Source organism: Pseudoclavibacter sp. AY1H1, from assembly GCF_002931055.1.
Lineage (GTDB): Bacteria > Actinomycetota > Actinomycetes > Actinomycetales > Microbacteriaceae > Pseudoclavibacter.
Map to the genome: position 1 here is coordinate 26,094 of NZ_PSXX01000002.1, position 16,335 is coordinate 42,428.

The following is a 16,335-nucleotide window of genomic DNA, read 5'->3' on the forward strand; positions in this document are numbered from 1 at the left end:
GTCAGGTCGCCTGCGCAGGAGTCACCCAGATGCACGTTGCGCTCGACGGGGAGATGCATCTCCCTGACGTTTGTGCGGACTCGGTCGGCTCGAGCTACGGAAGGGACGGCTAGTCGAGGGTGCGCTCGGCGTAGATGCTCATCGCGTCGCGCACGAACTCGGCACCCGTGGCGTGGACGCGCGTGTAGTTCTTGCCGAAGCGCTCATCGGCGACGTACATCTCGCCGAGGTTCGTGAACAGCTCGGCCGTTGGCGCCTTGCCCTGCCAGCTGTCGCTGATCCACGCGAATTGGCGGGCGGCGGCCGCCTGCGCCTCGTCGCTGGCGGGCCCGAGCCCCGCCGACTGGACCGCGCTGAACGCATCCTGGATCCGCGTCTGCTCCTCCAGGAAGCCCTTCTTGCCGTCCGCGCCGAGGGCGCGCCACCACGTGTCGCTCTCGGCAGAGGCTTCGGCACCCCACCGCTCCTCGACCTCGCCTTTGTACTGCGTGTGGTCGAATCCGTCGAACATCTGCTCGGGCATGAGCTGTTCCTTTCCCTTGAGCGCGGCGAGCGTCGCACGCACCGATCCGATCTGCGTCGTGAGGCGGCCGCGCTCGTCGTGGAGCCAGCCGAGGTGCGTCTCGAGCGCAGCGACGTCGTCGCTCCGGCCGGCGAGGGCGTCTCCGATCGCTGACAGGCCAACGCCCAGCTCGCGAAGGAGCAGGATGCGCTGCAACCGAACCAGCGCGCCTTCGTCGTAGTAGCGGTAGCCGTTGGCGCCCGTCCGGCTCGGCCGAAGCAGGCCGATGCTCTCGTAGTGCCGCAGCGTCCGCGAGGTCACCCCCGACCGCTTCGCTACTTCGCCGATCGACCATTCCATGGCGGGCGTCCTCTCGCTCAGATCGTGTGAGCGGCTCCCCCGTTCTCGGGAGATCCGAACCGCTCGAGAACGACTGTAGAAGTTGACGCTGCGTCAAGGTCAAGCGGGTGCACGAGATTGCCCGAGCCCCCGAACGGGTGCATCAAGCTCGTCAAGCCCGTCAAGCTCGCGTCAGGCGGACAGGAACCCTCGAACGACGTGATCGAGGGCGCGCACCGTGAGGTCGATGGACTCGAGGTCGAGCCGCTCGTTCGCGGAGTGGAACCTGTTGCGGGCGACCGAGAAGGTCAGCTCTGAGCTGAGTATCCCGAACCCGAAGGCGTTCGCGCCGTGCAGCCGGTAGAAGCGCGCATCGGAGCCGCCGACACCGACGATGGGGGCGGGCTTCGCTCCTGGCACGAACTCGGCGAGTGCCTCCTCGATCTGCCCGTAGAGGCGAGTCGTGGTGGGTGACTCGTTCGCCGCCGAGAACCACTCCCCCTCGACGTTCACGAGGCCCGGGAACTCGGCGGCCACCGCGGCGAGGTGTGCCTCGACGTCGTCCTCGGTCACGCCGGGCAGCACCCGGATGTCGAGCGAGATCGACCCGCTGTCCGGGATGACGTTGACCTTCGACCCGGCGTCGACGACGGTGACGGCGACGGTCGTGTGCGTCCAGGCGTGGACAAACGGGGCGAGCTCGCCGAGCTCGGGGTGCGCGCTGAGCTCGTCGATGGCCTCGTCGATGGTGTCAGGATGCGCGAGCCGCGTGCTCAGCTCGGCCGGCAGGTCGAGGGCTGCGAGCGTGTCGAGCCACTGCTCGCTGATGCGGGGCTTCGGCGCACCGGCCTGGAGGCGGTCGATGACCTTGGCGAGGGTGACGGCCGCGTTCGATCTGCCCCACGGGGCCGAGGCGTGCGCCGCGTCGCCGCGCACGACGATGCGCCGTGGGGCTGCCCCCTTCTCGCCGACGCCCACAGTGATGGCGGTGCTGCCGATGCCGCCGAGGCGCGCGCCTCCCCACTCGGTGAGCACGTTGTCGGCGGCGATCGTGGCCCAGTCGTGCTCGGAGAACCAGCCGACCCCCGCCCGGCTGCCCTGCTCCTCGTCGGCGACGGCCGCGAACACGAGGTCGCCGGTGGGGGCGAAGCCGCTCGTCGCGAGGCGCTTGAAGATGACCGCGTAGGAGGCGGTGAGGAACAGCATGTCCACCGCACCGCGGCCCCAGACCTCGCCGTCGACGAGCTCGCCCGAATGCGGCGGATGCACCCAGTCGCTCGCCTTCGCGGGAACGACATCGGTGTGGCCGACGAGGGCCAGCGACTCCGCGGCAGGGTCACTGCCCGCGAGGCGTGCCACGACGGAGACACGACCGGGGAACGGCTCGACGCGCGCGAGCTCGACGCCGCTGCCGGCGAAGAACTCCTCGATGACCGCCGCGGCCCGCCACTCGTTGCCCGAGTCGAGCGCACCGTCGTTGACGGTCTCGGCGCGGATGAGCTGCTGCAGGAGGGTGACGGTCTCGTCGCGAAGCGAAGTCATTCCCCAATCCTCGGCGGAAGGGAGCCGAGGCGCGCGCCGGAGCGTTGCGCGGAGTAACGCGCCAGGCTGAACGAAGTCACGCGACCCCTCCTGTCACATCCCCCACCTTCACCGGGGCGCCCTGGCTCAGACGCTCGCGGGCACCAGATCGCCGACGACCGCGGGCAGACCGAGGTTCTCGCGCAGCGTCGTTCCCGGGTACTCGGTGCGGTAGGAGCCGCGCTCCTGGAGCGCCGGGATGAGCTGGTCGACGATGTCGTCGAGTCCAGAGGGCACGAGGTACGGGGTCAGGTTGATGCCCGTCACGGCTCCGCTGCGGGCCAGCTCGGTGAGCGTGTCGGCGACCTCGTCGACGCCGCCGACGAAGCCACGCTGTGAGGAGAGGTGGATCACGAACTCGCGGATCGACAGTCCGAGCGCCTCCGACTTCTCCCGCCACTGCTGCGCGAGCTCGAGCGCCTTCGCGTTCTGGAACGCGCTGCCGCGGGTGCCATCGGTGACGGCCACCACCGGATCCTCCACCGGCAGCGGACCGTCCGGGTCGACGTGGGAGAGGTCCTTGCCCCAGAACTGCTCGAGGTAGCGAAGCGACGTCGAGGGCGAGATCTGGTGCTCGCGCACCCAGCGGGCCTTCTCCTCCGCCTCCTTGGGAGTTCCGGCGACGATGATCGTCGCGCCGGGGAAGAACGCGAGCTCGTCGCGTGCACGGCCGAACTTCGTGAGCCGCTCACGCAGATCGGCGGCGAACGCCGTCGCACCCTCCAGTTCCGGGTGCGCGGAGAAGATGACGTCGGCGTGCTCGGCACCGAAGTCGCGCCCCTGGCTCGAGTCGCCAGCCTGGAACAGCACGGGCCGCGACTGCGGGCTCTGCGGGAGGACCCGCTCGGAGACGAAGCGGATGAACTCACCATCGAAATCGACGCGGCCCCGGTTCGCCCACAGCTCCTTGGCTGCCCGCACGAACTCAGCCGCCCGGTCGTAGCGGTGCTCGTGCGCGAGGTGACCGCCGCGGCGGAAGTTCGCGCCGGTCCACGCGTTGTCGGTCGTGACGATGTTCCATGCAGCGCGCCCCTCGCTGAGGAGGTCGAGGCTCGCGAGCCGGTAGGCCAGGTCCGCCGGCTCGTTGTAGGTGGTGTTCTGCGTGGCGACGAGGCCGATCTTCTCGGTGATGGGCGCGAGCGCGGCGAGCTGCGTGATGCCATCCGGTCGCCCGGCCACGTCGTTGTCGTGGATTCTGCCGAGATGCTCGCGCAGCCGCAGCCCCTCACCGAGGAAGAAGGCGGAGAAGAGTCCACGTTCGGCGGTCTGCGCGATGCGGCGGAACGACTCGAACTCGGTCTGCGATCCGCTCTGCTCACTCGACCAGATCGTCGTCGAGTTCACGCCCTGAAAGAAGACCCCGAACTGGATCTGGCCTGCGCCCGCCGCTCCCGAGGCAGGCCGCGTCGGACCTGTGCTGTGCTGTGTCATCGTCGTGATCCTTCGCGTTCAGAGGGCCTGGGCGGCGTAGCGGTTGGCGGGGTGCGCGAGCCCGAGAGCGTCGCGCAGATGCTCGCCGGCGCGCGGCGAGGTGAAGACGCCTGCGCGGCGAAGCGCTGGGAGCACGGCGCGGCCGAGCTCCTGCGCATCCGCGCCGAAGTCGGCGGGCAGCAGCCGCACGCCGTTCGCGAACGACGCGACCTCGGTGATGAGCTCGACGAGACCGGCCGCGTCCCCGGAGTAGTGGATGCGGCCCGCCGCCTGCGTGTCGGCCGCGGGCGCACCGGCCCGGTCGGCTGCGGGGCGTCCTGGCGCGTCGAGCGCGAACGAGACCTCGACGATCGTGCGGGCGATGCCCTGGGAGTCGGCCTGCCCGGCCGCGGCGCTCGCCTCGAGGACCGTGCGCTCGCGGATGAGCGCGACGTCGACGAGCTCGGGCGCTGCCGAGCCGTACGGCGCGAAGGTCGGCAGCTGCCCCTGGTGCGGGCGCGGGATGATGGACGGGCCCTTCACGCTGAAGCGTGCGCCCTCGAAATCGGCGTAGTGGAGCTTGTCTCGGTCGAGGTAGCGGCCGGTCTCGACATCGCGGATGACGGCGTCGTCCTCCCAGGAGTCCCAGAGCCTGCCGAGCACTTCGATGGTGTCGTCGAGTTCGGTGCGGCGGGCCTCGGACCCGTCGAGCGGAGGCCGGTCGAACGCGGCCGCTTCGATCTCGCTGCCGTCGACGTCGCCGATCCACCCTGCCCTGCCGTGCGACGCGTAGTCGAGCGTCGCGAGCTGCGTCGCAAGGTGGAACGGCTCGACCGCCGAGACCCGGATGAGCGGCACGAGGCCGGTCGCCCCGGAGAGCGGGGCGGCGAACGCGGCCTGCTCGATGGCGTCCAGCCGCGGAGCCGCCGCCCTGAGGTCGCGGAAGCCGATGTCCTCGAACGTGGCGATGGTCACGCCGAAGCGCTCGAGCGCGGCGATCGCCGCGCGGATTCGCTGTGGGCCGACGCCTTCGCTGCCCGCTTCGACGGCGATGGCAAACGGCGGGTTCTCGTGAGTCATGCCTCGAAGACTATGAAGCGCGCGCCGCCGCCTGGATGTCGACGCTTCACCTGCCGCCCCGGGAGGACTTCTGGCGCAACACTCGGTGCGGGCCTAGTGAAGTGAGACGTACGGTACCCACCAACGAAGCAGCAGCACGCCTCGCACTGGAGCGGACCGCACAACCCCGACCGTGGAAGGAGCATGAAGATGACACACACGACAACAGGCCTGAACTTCATGTGCCAGCAGCGCGTCGAGACAGGCAGGGCGGTCCTGCAATGAGCCTCGGGCTGCACACGTCGATCGGCAACGCCGTCCGTGTGACCACCACCCGAGCGGGCAGCGGCCGCGTCGAGTTCCACGCCATTCCCTTCGACGGCACACGAGTCGTCGCAAGCGCCGTGGTCTCCGGCCCCCTCGACGCCGTCGGCTCGGAGCTCGCGTTCGACGAGCTCTGGGTCGCCCCGGACATGCGCGGAACCGGCATCGGGACCCGGGTGACGAGGGCCGCCATCACCTGGGCGGACCTGCACCTGGCTGCCGGAATCGACACCTACGTGCCGGAGGAGAACGTCGCCATGCAGCGCCTCCTGGAGCAGCTCGGCTTCGAGCGTCGGCCCGAGCTCGAGCACGGCGAGGAGAGCTGGACGCAGATCTTCGCGCTCACCCTCGAGCTCGCCGGTTAGCTCACCGTTCAGCTGACCGGCTCGAGCGACGGCACCGGCCCGGCGCCCGACATCCCGATGACCACGAGCGCCGGTCGGCTCACCGCGTTCCCGGCCTCGTCCTCCCAGGTCAGGGCGAGGCGCGAGCGGTCGACGACACCGCCAGAACCGGCGAAGCTGGTCGTGCCGCCAGACGCGGCGATGTCGAACGAGGTGATCTCGCGGGTGCCCGCGACGACGAGCACGTCCACACCGTCATCTCGGACCCACCTGGCCGCGATCACGGGCAGCTGCGGTGCGCCGTTCACCGGTCTCGCGACGTCCCCCGCCCCGAGCACGACCGGGTCCTCGTCGCCGCGCACGGCGATGACCGCCGCCCAGAGGACCCCAGAGCCGCGGCCCTGGCTTTCCAGGTGGGAGACCGAGGCGAGCGCGAGCCGTTCACCGGATGGCAGCGGCTGATCGTCGAGGATGGATGCTCGCAGCCGGTACCCGCGCTGCTCGTCCCGGGCGGTGATGATGCCGCGCGAGAGCGCCGCGAAACGCGCGTTGCCGCGCTTGGGATCGGTGACCGCGCTCCAGTCCCGGTCGGCATCCTCGGTCTGCAGCATCGTCAGCCCCGAGCTGGGATGCACGTAGGCGAACCCCGCGTAGACGTCCGCCGCAGCCGTGCCTCCCGCGTCCGGGATGCGCAGCAGCGCCCTGGCAGACAGGAGGAGGAGCCCGTCGGAGGTCGGCGTCTCGCTCAGCGCGGGTGCCGTCTCCGTGGAGAAGGTCGCCGTCTCGAGCGACATGCCGCGCTGCATACGCTCATGGAAGAGCAGCACGCCCCGCGCGACCGTGAACCCGCGCTCGTAGCGGCTCGTCGTGATGGAGGAGGCCCCGAGCATCGTGAACGCCGTTGCGTCGTCGCTGCCGGCACCGTCGAGCGGACGCGCAAGGGCCGCGACGGCGTTGTCGGAGCGGAGGATCACGAGCCGCGCCGAGAACGAGCTGCGGAGCCCCGGCACCGAACCGAGCGCAAGAGAGTCGACATCGCCGGCCCAGAGCAGCTCGATCACCTGCCCGTCCGGGATCTCGATGCCGTCACTCCTGCCCGTCACGTCGGCGCTGTCGGTCACGTCGTCTGCGCCTCCCTCCCGCCAGAGGTCGGCGGCGGCCACAAGCGCGGTCGTCGAGGTCGGCTCGGGGGCCCCGCGTGGGGTAGCCGGGCAGCGTCGACTCGCTCACGGCATCCGTCGGTGAGGTGTCCGACTCGTCCGTGAACGCGAGGACGACCCAGCCAGCGGCGAGGAGAAGAACGGTGACGATGGCGACGATCGTGATGGTGCGCGCACGACGCGGAGGCGCCCCAGGAACACGACGGGCTGCAGATGTGTCGCCCATGACCGCTCCCTCGACGCGCTGCGCGAGCACCGACCTCGTTGTGGTGCCCGAAGCTAGTCTGCCCCAGTCGGCTCGACGGTGCGCGACGGATTCCCAGTCGTTTCCTGTGGTCCCATCCGTTCCCAGGCGTTCCCTGATCCGATGGATTAGCGAGGGCCCGGGTGCCCCTCGCCGAGCTCAGTCTTCGGGAGTCCAGGCCTCCGCGAGCCGCACGTAGTCGTCGATGCCGACCGTCTCGCCGCGGGCGGTGGGGTCGATGCCGGACGCCTCGAGCACAAGCGAGGTCGCGGCCGCGTTCTCGCCGAGCAACGGCGACAGCGCCTGGCGCAGCATCTTGCGGCGCTGACCGAACGCGGCATCCACGATGCGGAACACCTTGCGGCGCAGCTCCTCCGAGCCGCGCGGCTCAGCACGTTCCGAGTACGAGATGAGGATGGAGTCGACGTTCGGCACCGGCCAGAACACCTTGCGGCCCACGAGGCCCGCACTCGACCACGTGCCGTACCAGGCGGCCTTCACGCTCGGCGAGCCGTATACCTTCGAGCCAGGTCCGGCAACGATGCGCTCCCCCACCTCGGCCTGCACCATGACCACCCCGCGCTGCAGCGACGGCAACCGCTCGAGGAGGTGCAGCAGCACGGGCACCGACACGTTGTACGGAAGGTTCGCGACGAGCGCGACCGGCTCGCCCGGCACCTCCTGAACCTGGAGGGCGTCGGAGACGATCACGTCGAGATGCGCGCCAGCCGCGTGCTCCTCCACCGTCTGCGGCAGGCGGGCGGCGAGGCGCTCGTCGATCTCGATAGCCGTGACACTCGCGCCCGTCTCGAGGAGACCGAGCGTGAGCGAGCCGAGGCCGGGCCCCACCTCGAGGATGTGCTCCCCCGAGCGGACCTTGGCGGTCTGCACGATGCGCCGCACCGTTCCCGGGTCGTGCACGAAGTTCTGTCCGAGCTTCTTCGTGGGCGTCACATCGAGCTCGGCCGCGAGCTCGCGGATCTCGTTGGCGCCGAGCAGGCTGACGCTCATGCGGTCTCTCTCTCGTCGGAGGTGAGGTCACCGGCGAGGGCGCCTTGGCCTGCTGCCTGGTGCCAGCTGCCGTAGACGGCCTCGGTGTTCGAGGCGACCTGGGCGCTCAGCGCATCCACCGCGATCCCCAGATGCTCGGCCATCGCCCGAAGGGTGACCGGGATGAGGTACGGCGCGTTGGGGCGGCCACGGAAGGGCACCGGCGTGAGGAACGGAGCATCCGTCTCCACGAGGATGCGCTCGATCGGCGTCACCGACAGCGCCTCCCGCAGGGACGCGGCGTTCTTGAACGTGACCGTGCCCGCGAACGAGAGGTACCAGCCCTCCGCAGCCGCGATGCGCGCCATGTCCGCGTCGCCGGAGAAGCAGTGGAAGACCGTGCGCTCCGGGGCACCGACCCGCTTGAGGGTCGAGATGACGTCGTCGTGCGCATCCCGGTCGTGGATCTGCATGGCGAGGCCGTGCTTCTTCGCGAGCCCGATGTGCCGCTCGAACGCCTCGACCTGCAGCAGCTGGTCGGCCTTCTCCGGCGTGCGGAAGTAGTCGAGCCCCGTCTCGCCGATGGCCCGCACCCGCGGCTCGGCCGCGAGGCGGTCGATCTCGGCGATCGCGTCCTCCAGGGTGCCAGCGGCGGCGAGCTCCGGCACGACGTTCGGGTGCAGCGCGACCGCCGCCAGCACGCGCTCGTGCGTCGCCGCGACGCGCGCCGACCACCGGCTCGACGGCACGTCGTTGCCGACCTGCACGACCCCCTTGACGCCAGCTGCGACTGCGGCGGCGAGGTGCTCGTCGAGCGTCAGGCGCTCGTCCTCCTCACCATCCTCGATCTCGAGGTGCGTGTGGTTGTCGTAGCAGGGCACGGCAAGCGCCTCGGGGTACGGCGGGTAGGCGAGGATGCGCGTGTGCCCGGACTCGCTTGTCGCAGAGCGGCGGCGCAGCCTCTCGGCGTCACCCGGCGCCCCGGCGTCCGGCGCTCCGGCATCGTGAGCTCCGGCGTCGTGCTGGGATTCGGTCACCGCTACCGCTGGACTTCCTGCTCGATGCGCGGGAAGAGCGGCGGCAGCTCGCTCAGCGGCCGAGAGCCGACAAGCGCGTAGGCGTTGTCGATGCGGGTGGAGGCGAGCTCGCCGTTGCCGCCGATCGCGAACCACAGCTTCTCGGCCGCGATCGGGACGAACGGGTTGAGCAGCACGGCCAGGTGGCCGAGGCAGCGAGTCGTGACCTCGAGCACCGCGGCGAGGCGCGCACGGCCCTCATCGCCCTGCTTGGAGAGCGCCCACGGCTCCTGCTCCGTGATGTACCCGTTGAGCGCATCCACCAGCCGCCAGATGTGCGCGAGAGCGCCATCGATGTCGAACGCCAGCATCGCCTCGTCGGCCTTCGCCGCGACCTCGGTCGCGAGGTCGATGATGACCTGCTCCGACTCGAGCATCGTGGACTGCTCCGGGACGACCCCGTCGAAGTACTTGTTCACCATCGCGATGACCCGCGACGCGAGGTTCCCGAACCCGTTCGCGAGCTCAGCCTGGTAGCGAGCAGACAGGTCCTCCCACGAGAACGAGCCGTCCTGCCCGAAGTGGATGGCGCGCAGGAAGTAGTAGCGGAACGCGTCGGAGCCGAAGACATCTGTGATCTCCGTCGGCGCGATGCCCGTCAGCTTCGACTTCGACATCTTCTCGCCGCCCACGAGCAGCCAGCCGTGCGCGAAGATGCCGGCCGGAACCTGCAGGCCGGCGGCCATGAGCATCGCCGGCCAGATGACGGCGTGGAAGCGCAGGATGTCCTTGCCGACGATGTGGTGCGCCGGCCAGAACTTCTCGAGCTCCGACTCGTCGTCGCCGTAGCCGATGGCCGTGATGTAGTTGAGGAGCGCATCGAACCACACGTAGACGACGTGCGACTCGTCCCACGGCACCTTCACGCCCCAGTCGAACGTGGTGCGCGAGATCGACAGGTCGCGGAGTCCCGAGCGCACGAACGAGATGACCTCGTTGCGCGCCGACGACGGCTGGATGAACTCCGGGTTCTCCTCGTAGAGCGCCAGCAGGCGGTCCTGGAACTCGCTGAGCTTGAAGAAGTAGTTCTGCTCCTGCAGCAGCTCGAGCGGCTTCGAGTGGATGGCGCAGACCTTCTCGCCCTCGTACTGGCCGGTGCCGGCGACGATCTCGGACTCCGGCTTGAACTCCTCGCAGCCCACGCAGTAGAGCGCCTCGAACTCGGCGTCGTAGATGAAGCCGGCGTCGTTGAGCTTCTGCAGGAAGCGCTGCACGCGAGTCTCGTGGCGCTCGTCCGTCGTGCGGATGAAGTCGTCGTTCGAGATGTTGAGCGTCTCGAGCATGGGCTTCCACGCCTCGTTGACGAGCTTGTCGGCCCACGCCTGCGGGGTGACGTTGTTCGCGAGCGCCGAGCGCATGATCTTCTGACCGTGCTCATCGGTGCCCGTGAGCAGCCACGTGGTGTCGCCACGCTGACGGTGCCACCTGGCGAGCGCGTCGACGGCGACCTCCGTGTACGCGTGACCGATGTGGGGGACGTCGTTGACGTAGAAGATCGGTGTCGTGATGTAGAACGATTCGCCGGAAGCCATGGGGATCATCCTATTGTCGGCCGAGCACTGTTACGACGCGAGGTGCCCCTGAGCGCCACCCCTGGCCCACTATTTCGCGAGCTGGCCCTGGTAGAGGTCTCGCTTGCTCATGCCTGTCTCGGAGGCGACCTGCGCGGCCGCGTCCTTCAGGCGCATCCCGCCCGCTACGAGCTCCGCGACCATCGCCTGGGCCCCAGCCTCGTCGACGACTGCGGGGGCCGCACCCTCCACGACGATCACGATCTCGCCGCGCACCCCTTCCTCCGCCCACGGAACCAGCTCAGCCGCGGTCCCCCGCCTGACCTCCTCGTAGAGCTTCGTCAGCTCCCGGCAGACGGCGATGCGACGATCGGCCGGCCAGATCGCGGCCATGTCGGCGAGCGTGCGCGCCAGGCGGTGCGGCGACTCGAACAGGACCACCGTGCGCGGCTCACTCGAGAGCGAGCGCAGGAACGTCTCCCGCTCCCCCGCCTTGCGAGGCAGGAAGCCGTCGAACGTGAAGCGGTCGGTCGGCAGCCCCGAGATCGCGAGCGCCGTGATGACGGCGCTCGGCCCCGGCACGCTCGTCACCGTCACCCCCTCCTTCGCCGCGAGCGCCACGATCGGGTAGCCCGGGTCGGAGATTCCCGGCATGCCGGCGTCGCTGACGAGCACCACATCGGCCTCGCGCGCCTGCTCGACGATGGTCTTCGCGAGCTCGTCCTCGTTGTGCTCGTGGAGGGCGACGAGCCGCGGGCGGTTCTCGACGCCCAGCATCCCGAGCAGCTTCGCCGTCGAACGGGTGTCCTCGCACGCCACGAGGGTGGCGTTCTTGAACGTGTCGATGAGGCGCGCCGAAGCGTCGCCGAGGTTCCCGATGGGGGTGCCGGCCAGGATGATCATGGCTGCGATCCTCCCACGCGCTCGCCCCGCGGCCCCCTACGATTGCTTGGGTGAGCGAGCAAGCAGACACGGGAACACCAGACGAGGCGGCCGAGTCGTCCCCGACGACGGCCCCCGCGACGGCGACGAGCGGCACGGTGACCGCATCCGGTGCCCCTGCCGCGCCGGCGGCGAAGGCCCCGGTGGCCCCGGTGGCGCGCGGCTCGGTGCTCGACGACCTGTGGGCGCGCGTCACGAGCACCCCCAGGCTGCGAGTGCGCACCGAGTGGATCCTCCTCGGCGTCGTCACCCTCCTCGCCGCCGTCCTCCGGTTCTGGAACCTCGGCGGCGCGCACTTCCTGATCTTCGACGAGACGTTCTACGTGAAAGACGCGTGGACCCTCCTCAACCTCGGCTACGAGGCCGAGTGGCCCGAGAACCCGAACGACGCGTTCAACGCAGGAGACCCGAACGGGTACACGACCGACCCGTCGTACGTCGTGCATCCGCCCCTCGGGAAGTACCTCATCGGGCTCGGGATGCTCGTGTTCGGTGCCGACAACCCCTTCGGATGGCGATTCGCCGTCGCCCTGCTCGGCACCCTGGCCGTGCCGCTCCTCTGGGTCATCGCCAAGAAGCTGTTCCGCTCGCCCGTGCTCGCCACGATCGGCGCCGGGATGCTCGCCATCGACGGGCACGCGATCGTCATGTCGCGCGTCGGGATCCTCGACGGCATCCTCATGTTCTTCGTGCTGCTCGCCTTCCTCTTCGTGCTCCTCGATCGCGAGGACCAGCAGCGCAAGCTGCGCACGAAGATCATGGCCTGGCGGGCGGAGGAGGGCCTCGACGGCGACCCGATTCCGACGAAGGCCACGACCACCTCGCGAGCGCCCGACGTGAAGCCCGTCGGACCCGACTGGGGGCCCCGCCTCTGGTGGCGGCCCTGGCTCATGGCGGCGGCCGTCACCCTCGGCGCCGCGTCGGCCGTGAAATGGTCAGGCCTCTACTTCCTCGCCGCGTTCTGCGTCTACACGCTCGTCATCGACATGATCGAGCGGAAGCGGCTCGGCGTGACCTTCTGGGGCTCCGCCGCGATCCTCATGCAGGGCCCCGTGTCGTTCCTCCTGACCGTGCCGCTCGCAGCCCTCACCTACCTCGCGACCTGGACCCGCTGGCTCACCACCACGGGCGGCTTCTACCGCGGCTGGGCCGAGGAGGCGGGAAACGCGTGGACCGGACTGCTCTCGTGGGTGCCACTGCCCCTGCAGAGCCTCTGGCACTACCAGGTCGAGGCGTACAACTTCCACCGCGGACTCAGCGCCGAGCATCCCTACCAGTCTGGGCCGCAGGAGTGGCCGTTCCTCATCCGCCCCACCGCGTTCAGCTACGTCTACTCGGAGGCGGGCGACGGCTCATCCTGCGATGTCGGACAGTGCGTCGAGGCGATCACGTCGATCTCGAACCCCATCATCTTCTGGTTCGGCACCGTGTCGATCCTGTTCCTCATCATCATGTGCTTCCTGCGCCCGAAATGGCAGTACTTCGCGATCCTCGTCGGCTACGGGGCCGGCTACTTCCCGTGGCTCGCGTACCTCGAGCGCCAGGCCGTCTTCCACTTCTACGCGATCGCGTTCCTGCCGTTCATGATCCTCGCCTCCCTCGTGGTCATCCAGACCATCGCCGGCGACCGCGAGACCCCGCGCCCCTCCAGGACTATCGGCGTCTCCGCGGTCGGGGTGCTGCTCGTGATCATGGCGCTCGTCTCCGTGCTCTTCTGGCCCGTGTGGACCGGCCAGATGATCTCCACCTCCTACTGGTCGCTCACGCACTGGCTGCCCAGCTGGCGGTAGCTGCGCCGCGGCGCGCGCCCCGCGCGCCCCGCATCCGCGACCCCCGTGCCGGATGGGTCACTTTGCCCCCATCGAACCGCGCAACACGGGCCCAAAGTGACCTCTTGACCAGGCGCGGCGAGGCCGACCTGCGCAGGTTCCCGGCATGGCCGCGCGCATCCCCCGCACGCGCCCCCGCGCCGAATGGGCCACTTTGCCCCCATCTGACCGCGCAACACGGGCCCAAAGTGACCTCTTCACGAGGCGCGGCGAGGCCGAGAGCGCCAGGAGATGCGGCGGGCTGCGGAGAATTTCAGCGCCGCGACGCCGACCTGCGCAGGTTCCCGGCATGGCCGCGCGCATCCCCCGCACGCGCCCCCGCGCCGAATGGGCCACTTTGCCCCCATCGAGCCGCGCAACATGGGCTCAAAGTGACCTCCTGAAGAGGCGCCGCGACGCCGGGACGCCGACGTGCATGGACTTCCCGCATGCGCGCGCGCATCCCCGCACACACGACCCCACGCCAAATGGGTCACTTTCCCCCCAACAGACCGCGCAACATGGGCTCAAAGTGACCTCTTCACGAGGGGCCCGACGCCAAAAACGGAAACGGAAACGGCCGTCTGCGGAGGCGTCGGGCGGTGGGACGGTGGGCTGGGGGCGGCGGGCTGTGGAGAACGTCAGCGCGACGACGCCGACATACGTAGGTTTCCGGCATGGCCGCGCGCATCCCGATCCCCGAGGAGCTCAGAGACCGCGCGTTCGGGATCGCGGAGGGGAACGCCGCGGGTCTCACCAAGAAAGCCCTCGCCCGTCAGAGCCTCGCTCGGCCCTACCGCGGAGTGCGAGCGACGGAACCCGCACTCACCAGCAGGGAGCAGGTACTCCGCTTCGGGCCACGGCTCCGCGGCGGTCAGGCGCTGAGCGGGCCCTCCGCGCTGCGGGTCTACGGGCTGCCGGTACCGCGGCGCCACCGCTCGGAGACCGTCGACGTGCTTGCCAGGCAGTCGACCTCGAGACCGCGAGCGGCGGGGGTCCGTGCGCGGCGCATCCGGGATGACCTCTGGGAGGCGGACCTCATCGACGGGGTCCGGGTGGTTCCCGTGCCGCTGCTCTTCGCTCTTCTGGCGAGTTCGTTCAGCGAGACGGAGCTGGTCACGGTCGGCGACGCGATGATCAGCGACTTCGACCGCTACCCGGGGCGGGTTTCGTCCGGCTCGCTGACCCAGCTCACCTGCTTGGAGGACGCCGTAGAGCGTTGGGGCCGACTCCGTGGCTGCTCGGTGCTGCGCGGCGCCCTGCCGCGCCTTCGGGAGCACGTTGCCTCGCCACCGGAGAGCTGGCTTCGCTGCCTCATCGTGGACGCGGGCATCGAGGAACCCGCCGTCAACGCCGATATCCACGCGGGCGGACGCTTCCTGGCACGAGGCGACCTCGTCTTCCGAGCCCAGCGCGTCGTCGTGGAGTACGAGGGCGAAGTGCACCTGAGCCCCGCGCAGTTCCGGCGCGACATAACCCGCACGGAGGCGCTGATCGCGGCCGGATGGCGCGTCATCCGCGTCACCCACGCTGACCTGTTCCCCGACGCCGCCGCCTTCCTCGCGCGGTTGCGTGCGGCGCTGTCCCGGTAGCGCGGTAACCCGGTAGCGCGCAGCGCAGAGGCCCACTTGGGCCACTTTCACCCCGTTCGGAGCCGTCTGGAAGGGTGAAACTGACCCAAATGACCCAGGCGGAGCCGTCGGCAGGGCGAAAGTGACCTAACTAGCCCTGGCGGAGACATCTGGAGGGGTGAAAGCGACCCAAACGGGCCAGGCGGAGCCGTCTGGAGGGGTGAAAGCGACCTACCTGGCCGCCGAGCGCGCTCAGCCGGAAGCGGCCAGCCGGGAGGCGGCCAGGGAATGCGCTCAGGGGATGAGGCGGTCGGCGCGGTAGCGCTCGAAGAGGTCAGCGAAGGCTTGGTCGGTCCGGCGGAAGCTGAGGAAGCCAGCGGAGCGGCTCTTGCCCATGTCGGTGACGACCTCCATCTCGCGTCCGAGGTCGGCGTCGGTGTGCCACCAGGATGCGAGCCGCGAGATGTCCGACTCGACGAGGTCGTGCTCGGCGGCGATGGCCGGCCAGTGCTGCTCGAGCTGCGCCATCTGCTCCTCGAGGGGGCGCGCCTGCCCGTCGAACCCGACGACCTGCTCGGCGGGGACGCCGAGCATCTCGGCGAGGCGAGGCCACATCCACCGCCAACGGAAGATGTCCCCGTTGACGATGTTGAAGGCCTCGTTGCGGCCAGCTGGCTCCGTCGACGCCCACACCATCTGCTCGGCGAGGACCCCCGCGTCGGTCATGTCGGTGAGGCCGTTCCACTGCGCCGCACTGCCGGGGAACACGAAGGGCACGCCGAGGTGCTTCGCGATCGTGGCCTGCACGGCGATCGTCAGGCCCATGTTCATGGCGTTGCCGACGGCATGCCCGATGACAGTGTGCGACCGATGCACCGACCACGTGAACTGCTGGCGGGCTGCTGCTGCGAAGAGCTCGTCCTCTTGCGCGTAGTAGAAGTTCGGGGTGTCGAGCCGCTGGGACTCCTCACGGAACGGGGTGTCGGGCATCTCGCCCGCGGCGTAGGCCTCGAATGGGCCCAGGTAGTGCTTGAGTCCGGTGACCAGGGCGGCGTGCTCCACGGGGGCGTGGTCGAGCGCCGCGAGCAGGTCACGGACCATGGCGCCGTTCACGGCGATGTTCTCCGCCTCCGTCGCCTGTCGCTGCCACGCGGTGAAGAACACGTGCGTGGGGCGCTCGTCCGCGAGCGCAGCGCGCAGGCTCGCCGGGTCGCGGAGGTCAGCGGCGATGCCCCGCACGGTGCCGCTCGTCACGGCGCGGCGGGAGAGAGCGAGCACCTCCCATCCGTCCTGGCTCAGGCGATCGACGAGGGCGGAGCCGGTGATGCCGGAGGCGCCCACAACAAGCGCGGTCCTCGGTGCGTTGGTGGTGCTGTTCGAGTTCGAGGTCATCAGGGGTGCAACGAGGCTGCCGCGATGGCTATTCCATGGCCGCGCGGTTCGGGATGCGCACCGCAGGCCCAGAATGGCGCGG

The 16,335-nt window shown here is 69.8% G+C and carries 14 protein-coding genes; 3 read left to right on the forward strand and 11 right to left on the reverse strand.

Translation table 11 applies throughout. The features are described from left to right. Positions 1 to 109: 109 nt before the first annotated feature. The 4 genes from C5E05_RS04430 to C5E05_RS04445 form a co-directional block, all read right to left on the reverse strand. The gene (locus C5E05_RS04430; RefSeq protein WP_104341232.1) at positions 110 to 862 is read right to left on the reverse strand and encodes a MerR family transcriptional regulator; all 753 of its coding nucleotides are present in this window, start codon (positions 860 to 862) and stop codon (positions 110 to 112) included. Positions 863 to 1,033: 171 nt separating this feature from the next. Next, on the reverse strand, positions 1,034 to 2,383 hold the full coding sequence (locus C5E05_RS04435; protein WP_104341233.1) for a M20/M25/M40 family metallo-hydrolase: 1,350 nt from the start codon (positions 2,381 to 2,383) through the stop codon (positions 1,034 to 1,036). Positions 2,384 to 2,509: 126 nt separating this feature from the next. Then, positions 2,510 to 3,853 (reverse strand): LLM class flavin-dependent oxidoreductase, encoded by a 1,344-nt coding sequence (locus C5E05_RS04440; RefSeq protein ID WP_104341234.1) that lies wholly within the window; start codon positions 3,851 to 3,853, stop codon positions 2,510 to 2,512. Between the two features lie 18 nt (positions 3,854 to 3,871). After that, the gene (locus C5E05_RS04445) at positions 3,872 to 4,912 is read right to left on the reverse strand and encodes an LLM class flavin-dependent oxidoreductase (protein ID WP_104341235.1); all 1,041 of its coding nucleotides are present in this window, start codon (positions 4,910 to 4,912) and stop codon (positions 3,872 to 3,874) included. A gap of 260 nt (positions 4,913 to 5,172) precedes the next feature. Here C5E05_RS04445 and C5E05_RS20025 point away from each other — a divergent pair, with 260 nt between their 5' ends. Then, positions 5,173 to 5,580, forward strand: a complete 408-nt coding sequence (locus tag C5E05_RS20025; RefSeq protein ID WP_181059357.1) for an N-acetyltransferase — start codon at positions 5,173 to 5,175, stop codon at positions 5,578 to 5,580. An 8-nt stretch (positions 5,581 to 5,588) separates the two neighbouring features. Here the strand turns inward: C5E05_RS20025 and C5E05_RS04455 are convergent, their stop codons facing one another. From C5E05_RS04455 to rsmI, 6 genes are all read right to left on the reverse strand, one after another. Next, positions 5,589 to 6,680, reverse strand: a complete 1,092-nt coding sequence (locus tag C5E05_RS04455; protein WP_104341237.1) for a hypothetical protein — start codon at positions 6,678 to 6,680, stop codon at positions 5,589 to 5,591. Next, a complete protein-coding gene (locus tag C5E05_RS04460; RefSeq protein ID WP_146081030.1) occupies positions 6,646 to 6,945 on the reverse strand; it encodes a hypothetical protein in 300 nt (99 codons plus the stop codon). Before C5E05_RS04460 ends, C5E05_RS04455 begins: the two co-directional genes overlap by 35 nt. Before the next feature lie 177 nt (positions 6,946 to 7,122). After that, positions 7,123 to 7,974 (reverse strand): 16S rRNA (adenine(1518)-N(6)/adenine(1519)-N(6))-dimethyltransferase RsmA, encoded by an 852-nt coding sequence (gene rsmA / locus C5E05_RS04465; protein WP_104341239.1) that lies wholly within the window; start codon positions 7,972 to 7,974, stop codon positions 7,123 to 7,125. After that, the gene (locus tag C5E05_RS04470) at positions 7,971 to 8,912 is read right to left on the reverse strand and encodes a TatD family hydrolase (RefSeq protein ID WP_104341466.1); all 942 of its coding nucleotides are present in this window, start codon (positions 8,910 to 8,912) and stop codon (positions 7,971 to 7,973) included. Before C5E05_RS04470 ends, rsmA begins: the two co-directional genes overlap by 4 nt. A gap of 80 nt (positions 8,913 to 8,992) precedes the next feature. Then, the gene (gene metG / locus C5E05_RS04475; RefSeq protein WP_104241737.1) at positions 8,993 to 10,561 is read right to left on the reverse strand and encodes a methionine--tRNA ligase; all 1,569 of its coding nucleotides are present in this window, start codon (positions 10,559 to 10,561) and stop codon (positions 8,993 to 8,995) included. A gap of 69 nt (positions 10,562 to 10,630) precedes the next feature. Then, on the reverse strand, positions 10,631 to 11,443 hold the full coding sequence (gene rsmI, locus C5E05_RS04480; RefSeq protein ID WP_104241739.1) for a 16S rRNA (cytidine(1402)-2'-O)-methyltransferase: 813 nt from the start codon (positions 11,441 to 11,443) through the stop codon (positions 10,631 to 10,633). Between the two features lie 50 nt (positions 11,444 to 11,493). Between rsmI and C5E05_RS04485 the strand changes: the two genes are divergently transcribed. Then, entirely contained in the window at positions 11,494 to 13,272 is a 1,779-nt protein-coding gene (locus C5E05_RS04485; protein WP_258064768.1) for a dolichyl-phosphate-mannose--protein mannosyltransferase, read from the forward strand. Positions 13,273 to 13,967: 695 nt separating this feature from the next. After that, entirely contained in the window at positions 13,968 to 14,882 is a 915-nt protein-coding gene (locus tag C5E05_RS04490) for an endonuclease domain-containing protein (protein ID WP_104341240.1), read from the forward strand. A 273-nt stretch (positions 14,883 to 15,155) separates the two neighbouring features. Here the strand turns inward: C5E05_RS04490 and C5E05_RS04495 are convergent, their stop codons facing one another. Next, positions 15,156 to 16,253: an SDR family oxidoreductase gene (locus C5E05_RS04495; protein WP_104341241.1), complete on the reverse strand. Its 1,098-nt coding sequence runs from the start codon at positions 16,251 to 16,253 to the stop codon at positions 15,156 to 15,158. Between the last annotated feature and the right edge of the window lie 82 nt (positions 16,254 to 16,335).

Coding starts and splice junctions, on each gene's coding strand:
- C5E05_RS04430 (WP_104341232.1), bottom strand. CDS start 862: ATGGAATGGTCGATCGGCGAAGTAGCGAAGCGGTCGGGGGTGACCTCG.
- C5E05_RS04435 (WP_104341233.1), bottom strand. CDS start 2,383: ATGACTTCGCTTCGCGACGAGACCGTCACCCTCCTGCAGCAGCTCATC.
- C5E05_RS04440 (WP_104341234.1), bottom strand. CDS start 3,853: ATGACACAGCACAGCACAGGTCCGACGCGGCCTGCCTCGGGAGCGGCG.
- C5E05_RS04445 (WP_104341235.1), bottom strand. CDS start 4,912: ATGACTCACGAGAACCCGCCGTTTGCCATCGCCGTCGAAGCGGGCAGC.
- C5E05_RS20025 (WP_181059357.1), top strand. CDS start 5,173: ATGAGCCTCGGGCTGCACACGTCGATCGGCAACGCCGTCCGTGTGACC.
- C5E05_RS04460 (WP_146081030.1), bottom strand. CDS start 6,945: ATGGGCGACACATCTGCAGCCCGTCGTGTTCCTGGGGCGCCTCCGCGT.
- rsmA (WP_104341239.1), bottom strand. CDS start 7,974: ATGAGCGTCAGCCTGCTCGGCGCCAACGAGATCCGCGAGCTCGCGGCC.
- metG (WP_104241737.1), bottom strand. CDS start 10,561: ATGGCTTCCGGCGAATCGTTCTACATCACGACACCGATCTTCTACGTC.
- rsmI (WP_104241739.1), bottom strand. CDS start 11,443: ATGATCATCCTGGCCGGCACCCCCATCGGGAACCTCGGCGACGCTTCG.
- C5E05_RS04490 (WP_104341240.1), top strand. CDS start 13,968: ATGGCCGCGCGCATCCCGATCCCCGAGGAGCTCAGAGACCGCGCGTTC.
- C5E05_RS04495 (WP_104341241.1), bottom strand. CDS start 16,253: ATGACCTCGAACTCGAACAGCACCACCAACGCACCGAGGACCGCGCTT.